The sequence below is a fragment of the Lutibacter sp. genome (genome assembly GCF_040883305.1).
Classification (GTDB): domain Bacteria; phylum Bacteroidota; class Bacteroidia; order Flavobacteriales; family Flavobacteriaceae; genus Lutibacter.
This window is the reverse complement of record NZ_JBFLKT010000199.1, coordinates 1-6,559: the sequence shown is the minus strand read 5'-3', so window position 1 is coordinate 6,559 and position 6,559 is coordinate 1. Positions and strand designations below refer to the sequence as shown.

Genomic DNA, 6,559 nt, shown 5'->3' with positions numbered 1-6,559 from the left:
CCTTTACTTTGCACATCTACTTCTACAATTGAAGGTTTGTTAAAAGAAATAACATTTCCAACCGAATGTATAGATCCTTTTAAACTGTTTGTTGGATGAATTAAAATATCATTGGAGCTTACTTGTAAGATTGTTACATCTTCTGATATAAGGTTTTTACCTTCTAAACGTGTGTCTCCACTTGCGAAATAAATTGTTAGTTCTTTTGTTTTTCCAGATAAATAAAAATTTGATATACCATTACTTAAAACAGTAACTTTAGAATTATCAATATTTAAATCAAAATCCCCAACTGCTAAAAACGTATTCCCTATTCCGGTCGATTCTAAAAATAGATTAGGAAAGGTTAACAAACCTTCAGAGGTAACATTTAATTCTGAAGCATTTCTAATTTCACTAATGTCTGGTGCTGTAATATAAACTTTGGTAATGCCATAATCTCGAAAATAATTACAAGAGTTATGATTTGTTAAAATCATCTGATTATCAATAACTTGAACTTCAATATCGGGCATTAAATTTTTACCAGTTTCTACAATTACTTTTTGAGTTGGACCTTCACTAATTACCAATGCAATTTTCTTATTTACCAGAATTCTAGTAAATGGAGCTACCTCAATTTCTTGCTTTATAATAGTACCAGCTGTTTGAATACAATCTCCTGCATCTTCACTATTACAACTGAAAATTGTAACTAAACAACATATATAAATTATTTTCTTCATGTAACTATTTTTTAAAATTTATAGCCTAAACCAATTTCTAATGCTTCAGCTCTAAATAAATTTATTTTCATTGTAACTTCAGAAAACAAATGCTTTCCTAATTTATATTTTAATCCAAAACGCTCGTAAACCCTGCTAACATAAGGAAAAGGATAATAAACTGTATATCCAATTTGAGAAACAAAAGAAAAATTATTCTGAATTAATTCGTGTCCCACAAATATTCCAACTCTGGCATAATCATTTTCATTATAGGTTTTACCTTCCTCTAAATTTTTATTTTTAATATGATTTTTTAAAAACTCCGATTTAAAATAATCTGTTCCAAAAGTAATATCAGAGAATTTATTAATGGTTTTATTCGCATAAAAAGTAACGGTGTAAAATGGAAATATGCCACTATCTATTTCTAAAGATTCGTTGTAACCACCACGTAAAATTAAATTAAAATATACTTTTTTATCGAGTTCATTAGTAGTAATTTCTTCTTGTAAAGGCTGAAATTTTATAGGTTCTAATAAGTAGTTAAAACCTACGTTAAGATTTACAGTATTAATTCCTAAATTAGGGTTTTTAAGGGCAATATTAGAAAAATGAATTAAACTAACTCCAGTATTTATACTTAATTTTTCTTTTTTCAACAATTGAAAAAATTGCAATTTTAAATAGGCAGAAGCCAATAATTTAGAACCAAGAGCGTGGTTATTTGGATTTGTAATGGCATTATAAGATTTTGTAACATAACCAAATCCAAAACCGCTAATAAGTTTTAAACTTGAACTTGATGTGTTTTTTAGATTATAATTGTAATGTCTGTAACCGCCAAAAACTTCACCTAAAACATCCGAATTAAAGTTCTGATATAAAAAGGAAAAACCTCTTTCTGGATAGTTGTACAGTTTGTTGAAATTTGTGTTTTTTGTATTTATTTTATTGAAACTTAATAAAATTCCATAAGAATTACCATCAATTGCATCTTTTAGTTTTTTATCGTGTTCAATAGGTCTTCCGAAAAAGAAATCAGTTTGAATGTTGTTGTACTTTATAGCTTCAGTTTGTGAATTAACCAAAACGGTAAATGAAAGAAAAAAGAATAAAATTGATTTTTTCATATGTACTTTTTAAAGTCTTATTCCTATTCCAAATTCTACAGTTTCTGCATCAGCTGCGTGTGCTTTTAATCGTAATGAAGCAAACCATTTTTCATTTATATATCTTTTTAGCCCTAAAGTTTCATACAACCTTCCGTGATATTCAAAAGGATATTTAACATAATATCCCACTTGGGTTTCAATGGATATTTTATTGATAAATAATTCGTGTCCTACAAAAATTCCAATTCTCGAAAAATCCGAAGTTTCTTTTAAGTTTGTATGTGGTATGGTTAAATTTAATTCGTAATAATCTTTTAAAATTGGAGAAATATATAAATCTGCACCAAATTGAAGTGCGGATATTCTATTTAAACGTTTGTCTGCATATGCCGAAACTACAAAAAATGGTTTTACACCACTACCAATTATTTCAGACTCGTTAATTCCGCCTCTTACTGCAAAATTATACTTTATAGGTTCTTTAAAATACTTACTTTCAGAAGAAGGAATGTAATTAACAACTTGTGCTGGAGATAAATTATAATTAACACCTAAGGTTGCAGCCCAAACATTCATACCTGAATTTGGCGATTTTATATTAGAATTTGAAGCATGTATAAATGTTAAACCGGCGTTTAAACCCAAATTGTTGATTATATTTTCTCTTTGAAAATACAGTTTAAAATAAGTACTAGAATTTAAATGAGATCCAAAGGCAGTATTCTTATTATTGGTTTCTTTATTGTAAGGATTTGTGTTGTATGCCAAACCAATTCCAGCTCTTAAAATTAGTTGATTAGGGGAAGTTCTATTGGTAAAATAAAAATTGTAATGTCCGTAAGCCGAATATAATTTACCCAAAATATCTGATTTATAATCTTGATAGCCAATTGAATATCCGAAATCTGGGTAATTGTAATGCTCTTGCCAATTTTCTTCTCCAAACGTTCTTTTGTTGTAACTTACAAAAACTCCTGTTGGATGTCCTTGTATTAAAATAGAAGCATCTGGATTTTGACGTAATATATTTCCGTAAAAATAATCTGCTTGAAAGTAGGAGGAATTTGATTGACTAAAACTTATTGCAAAGCTGAAAACAAAAAAGATAAAAAGGGTTTTTTTCATAAAAAAATTAGTTCAATTTAAATCTTAATTTTTCATCTTTTAAGATTTTTAAAAATTCGTTTGAAACTTTAACTTTTACAGATCTGCTGTGCAAATTTAGCTTTATTTTATCTTTTAGGTCAAATACAGTAAAATCCACAGGAATAGAACCTTCATTTTGCTTAAATATTTTATAGATTTCGGAAATTTTTGTTTCGCTAACTTGATTAATATCTAATTGTAAGGTTATTTTTTTAGACTGTTTTTCTAAAACATCTTGCAGAATTTGAATTCCTGTAAAATTAATTCTGGGTTCACCTATTTTTCCATCTTTGTTTCTCCAGCCAGCAGCAATATTTACTTTAATTTGTCGAAAAGCATTTTCGTATAAGTAAGGTTTAAAATTTAAATAGGCATCTTTAAAAATTCGAAACTCGTGGCTGTCTCCAAAATCCTGGACAACAAATGAAGCCCACTCATTACCATTTTGTGACACTCTGTGTTGAACATCTGTTAAAATTCCTGCAAAAGCAAAATTTGAGCCCAAATATTTAGTTAAGTCTTCCTTAAAAATTGAAACAGGAGTACTGCAAAAATATTTAATTTCATTTTTAAAATCATCTAAAGGATGCCCGGAAATATAAATTCCAACCAATTCTTTTTCTTTTGATAATTCTTCCATCATTCCCCATTTTTCTGCATACGGAATTTCAGGCTCAGGAAATTGAACTTCAGATGCTTCACCAAATAAAGAAACTTGTGCCGAGTTTTTATTCTCTTGAAATTTATTTCCGTATCTAATTGCTCTTTCAATAAAAGTTACTCCTTTTTCATCTAATTGATAATATTGAGCGCGATGCACATTTTTAAAAGAGTCTAAACCACCAGCCATTGCCAAGCCATCAAATGCTTTTTTATTACAAGCACGTAAATCTACCCGTTTTGTAATATCAAAAATTGAAGTATATGGTCCGTTATTTTTACGTTCTTCAACAATAGCATCTACTGCACCAGCTCCAACTCCTTTTATGGCGCCCATTCCAAATCGAATTGCACCTTCTTTATTTACTGCAAATTTGTAATAAGATTCGTTAACATCTGGACCTAAAACAGGAATTCCGGCACGTTTACATTCTTCCATAAAGAATGTAATTTGCTTAATGTCGTTCATATTATTAGACAACACCGAAGCCATATATTCTGCAGGATAATGTGCTTTTAAATAGGCCGTTTGGTAAGCAATATATGCGTAGCAAGTAGAATGCGATTTGTTAAATGCATAAGCAGCAAAAGCTTCCCAGTCTTTCCAAACCTTTTCTAATTTTTCTTCGGGATGGTTATTCTTTTTACCACCTTCAATAAATTTTGGTTTTAGTTCTTCAAGTAAAGAAAAAATCTTTTTTCCCATTGCTTTACGCAACATATCTGCATCACCTTTACTAAAACCAGCCAATTTTTGAGAAAGTAACATCACTTGCTCCTGATATACAGTTACACCATAGGTTTCTTTTAAATGCTCTTCCATTTCTGGCAAATCGTATTCAATAGATTCTTCCCCATGTTTACGCATAATAAACAGCGGAATGTATTCCATTGGGCCAGGACGGTACAAAGCATTCATTGCAATTAAATCAGCAAATTCTGTTGGTTTTAAAGATTTCATATGCTTCTGCATACCAGGAGATTCATATTGAAATACGCCAATAGTTTCACCTTTTTGAAAGAGTTCGTATGTTTTTTGATCGTCTAACGGAAAATCATCTGGCACTAAATCTTTATTATGAATTGCCTTAATAATTTTAACCGTGTCTTTAATAAGCGTTAAGGTTTTTAATCCTAAAAAATCCATTTTTAATAATCCAGCACTTTCAACCACATTATTATCAAACTGCGTAACGTACATGTCACTATCTTTTGCGGTAGCAACAGGAATTAAATTGGTGATTTTTTCAGGAGTAATAATTACACCACAAGCGTGTGTTCCAGTATTTCTAACAGAACCTTCTAAAGCACGTGCCTGTTTTATAGTTTGTGCTTCTAAGTTAGAACCTTCAGAAAGTCTTCTAAGTTCTTCAACTTTTTCAATTTCTTCGGCTCTTAATCCTTTAACTTTTGCGATACTTTTGGGGTCATCACCAAAAATATTTTGCAATTTTAATCCAGGAATTAGTTTTGCAATTCTATCGGCTTCATGCAACGGTAAATCCAACGCTCTTGCAGTATCTCTAATTGAAGATTTGGCAGCCATCGTTCCGTAAGTAATAATTTGTGCAACCTGACTAGCACCATATTTATCAATTACAAAATCGATTACTTTTTGTCTCCCTTCATCATCAAAATCAATATCAATATCGGGTAATGAAACACGATCGGGATTTAAGAAACGCTCAAAAAGTAAGTCGTATTTAATAGGATCTATATTGGTAATCCATAAACAATAGGCTACTGCTGAACCTGCTGCCGATCCACGACCTGGCCCTACGGAAACGTCCATCTTACGAGCTTCTAAAATAAAATCCCAAACAATTAAAAAGTATCCAGGATAGCCGGTTTTTTTGATAATTGAAAGTTCAAAATCTAAACGTTCTTTGGTGCTTTCATCTAATTCATCACCATATCTTATTTTAGCACCTTCAAAAGTTAGGTGTTTTAAATAGGCGTTTTCTCCACGAACTCCGCCATCTATAGAATCTTCAGGGTCTACAAATTCTTGTGGAATATCAAATTTTGGAAGTAGTACATCTCTTTTTAAAGAGTAAACTTCTATTTGATCTACAATTTCTTGAATATTGGTAATGGCTTCAGGTAAATCTTTAAATAAAGATTTCATTTCATCCTGAGACTTAAAATAATATTGGTTATTTGGTAGACCATATCTAAATCCTCTTCCTCTACCTTTCGGAGTTGCCATTTTTTCTCCATCTTTTACACACAATAAAACATCATGTGCTTCAGCTTCCTCTTCACGTGTGTAAAAAGTATTGTTTGTCGCAATTAATTTTATGTTGTGTTTTTTTGAAAATTCAATCAATATTTTATTTACATGATTTTCATTTTCTTGGTTGTGACGCATTACTTCTAGGTAAAAATCGCTTCCAAATTGTTCTTTCCACCAAAGTAGTGCTTCTTCTGCCTGTTTTTCACCAACATTTAAAATTTTACTAGGTATTTCACCATATAAATTTCCAGAAAGTATAATTAAATCTTCTTTGAATTTTTCAATAATTCTTTTATCAATTCTTGGAACATAATAGAAACCATCTGTATGAGAAATGGAAGACATTTTTGCTAAATTATGATAGCCATTTTTGTTTTTTGCTAAAATAACTATTTGATAGCCATTGTCTTTATGAGATTTGTCTAAATGATTTTCACAAACATTAAATTCGCACCCTAAAATTGGTTTGATAAGAAGTTTTGGTTGTTCTCCTTCTTTTAAATCTTTATTATATTTTTCGGCTTTAGTATTGTGTGTAATTGCTTCACTCACAAAGTAATATGCTCCCATCATATTTCCCGTGTCGGTAATTGCAACTGCGGGCATATTATCTTTTATAGCAGAATTTATAAGGTTACTTACGCTAGAGGTAGATTGTAATATTGAAAATTGAGAATGGCAGTGTAGGTGCGCAAAAT

The 6,559-nt window shown here is 30.4% G+C and carries 4 protein-coding genes; all 4 read right to left on the bottom strand.

Annotated features, from left to right (window positions below):
- Positions 1–725 (bottom strand): head GIN domain-containing protein (locus AB1Z17_RS06385; protein ID WP_368050964.1); only part of this gene is annotated, 725 nt, incomplete at its 3' end.
- A gap of 11 nt (positions 726–736) precedes the next feature.
- Positions 737–1,837 carry an acyloxyacyl hydrolase gene (locus AB1Z17_RS06380; RefSeq protein WP_368050963.1) on the bottom strand — a complete coding sequence of 367 codons (1,101 nt, stop codon included), beginning with the start codon at positions 1,835–1,837 and terminating at the stop codon, positions 737–739.
- Positions 1,838–1,846: 9 nt separating this feature from the next.
- Positions 1,847–2,944, bottom strand: coding sequence for an acyloxyacyl hydrolase (locus tag AB1Z17_RS06375; protein ID WP_368050962.1), 1,098 nt, complete (start codon positions 2,942–2,944; stop codon positions 1,847–1,849).
- A gap of 7 nt (positions 2,945–2,951) precedes the next feature.
- The coding region (gene dnaE / locus AB1Z17_RS06370) for a DNA polymerase III subunit alpha (protein ID WP_368050961.1) at positions 2,952–6,559 on the bottom strand (3,608 nt) is incomplete at its 5' end.

Bases quoted from the DNA above. Each gene is read 5' to 3' on its own strand.
- AB1Z17_RS06380 (WP_368050963.1), bottom strand. From the start codon at position 1,837: ATGAAAAAATCAATTTTATTCTTTTTTCTTTCATTTACCGTTTTGGTT.
- AB1Z17_RS06375 (WP_368050962.1), bottom strand. From the start codon at position 2,944: ATGAAAAAAACCCTTTTTATCTTTTTTGTTTTCAGCTTTGCAATAAGT.